The 1,681-nt window shown below is 40.3% G+C and carries 1 protein-coding gene; it reads left to right on the top strand.

The genetic code is table 11. The features are described 5' to 3' along the window. Nucleotides 1–79: 79 nt before the first annotated feature. Nucleotides 80–1,657: an IS5 family transposase gene (locus P2W73_RS26305; RefSeq protein ID WP_276505088.1), complete on the top strand. Its 1,578-nt coding sequence runs from the start codon at nucleotides 80–82 to the stop codon at nucleotides 1,655–1,657. The last annotated feature ends 24 nt before the right edge of the window (nucleotides 1,658–1,681 follow it).

Below are 1,681 nucleotides of genomic sequence, written 5' to 3'. Positions count from 1 at the left end.
TAGGGTTTGCTGATTTTGTATCAAAGCCTTGCCCATGTTGAAGTTTGGTTAATTTAGATTAACCAAAGTGCAAGGAAAAATGGCAAAAGCGAAAAAAAACCGTGCATCTAAAACTAGATATGTCAGTCCAAACCAGTTATCGCTTGTAGGTTTTGAGTCCCCTTTCGTTCAACATTTGAATCCCAACAATCGTTGGGTTGTTCTTGCCAGGCAAATACCCTGGGATAGTATTGTCAATGTATATCGCAAACAATTGAATAATGAAGTCACTGGTGCCGGTGGTATTAATCCGCGGGTAGCAATCGGAGCTTTATTCATCAAACATATTTGCGATCTGAGCGACAGGGAAACGATCCTGCAAATACAGGAGAATATCTATATGCAGTATTTCATCGGGTTTTCAAGTTATAGTGATGAACCTGTTTTCGACTCTTCGTTATTTGTAGATATAAGAAAGCGCCTGGGGCCCGGGCAAATCAATGAGATCAATGAAAGGATAATGGGCATCATAAGTGTTGGCAAAGACGACAACACCGATAACCATAATCAACCAGAACAAAACCACTCAGCACAACACCATCCGGTAAAAGAAAATGAAGAACAGGACGCACCTAAAGAGGCTTCAATAACTGTAGTCAATATTGATCCACCATCGAACAAAGGAGAGTTATTAGTAGATGCTACGGCCTGTCCGCAAGACATAAAATACCCAACGGATTTAAACTTATTGAATGATGCCCGGCAAAAATCCGAAGAGTTGATAGATGTTTTATACAGAAAGAAGCAGTGGGATGATAAAGACAAACCTCGTACTTATCGCCAGATAGCCAGAAAGGAATATTTGAAAGTAGCTCAAAAGAAACACAAAACAAGAAAGCAGATACGAAAAGCAATCCGAAAACAATTGGCCTATCTGCATCGAAACATTAAAATACTTCACAGCTTGCTAACTTACTTTAAGCATATCCCATTCAACAAAAAAGACTATAAATATTTACTGGTCATCCAAACATTATACGATCAGCAAAAGATGATGTATGACAGTAAAATGCATACAGTGGAACATCGCATTGTCAGCATCCACCAACCACATGTACGACCCATCGTGAGAGGCAAAACCAATGCGTATGTGGAGTTCGGCGCCAAGATACAGGTCAGTATCATGAATGGCATTACTTTTTTAGAAGATTTATCCTGGGAGGCTTTTAATGAAAGTACCCGGCTAATGAGTACCATAGAAAGTTATAAAAGACGATTTGGCTATTATCCCGGTAAAGTGATGGTGGATAAAATATATTGTACCAGGGAAAACAGAGCCAAACTAAAGCAGCTTGGTATCGAACTTCGGGCCAAACCATTGGGCCGGCCTAAACTGGCAGTGGACAATCACGTAAGGCCTGGTGAACGCAACCCGATTGAAGGAAAGTTTGGTCAGGCAAAAACAACTTATGGAATGGGAAGAATAAAAGCCCGGCTTCAGCAAACCAGTGAATCATGGATCGCTTCAATCGTGTTGGTGCTCAACCTGATTAATTTAATCGGGAGGGCATTCCTTTGCCTCGTTGTTTGGCTTAAACAAAAAAATGTTGAGTTTATTAAATGGCTGGCAGTATTACATGAAATTTATATCCCGCCTCCAAAAAAATTGAGTGTTTGATGGCGACTTAATCAGCAGACCCTA

It is taken from the genome of Terrimonas pollutisoli, from assembly GCF_029360765.1.
GTDB classification, from domain to species: Bacteria; Bacteroidota; Bacteroidia; order Chitinophagales; family Chitinophagaceae; genus Terrimonas_B; species Terrimonas_B pollutisoli.
This window is presented reverse-complemented; position numbering and strand designations above follow the sequence as displayed.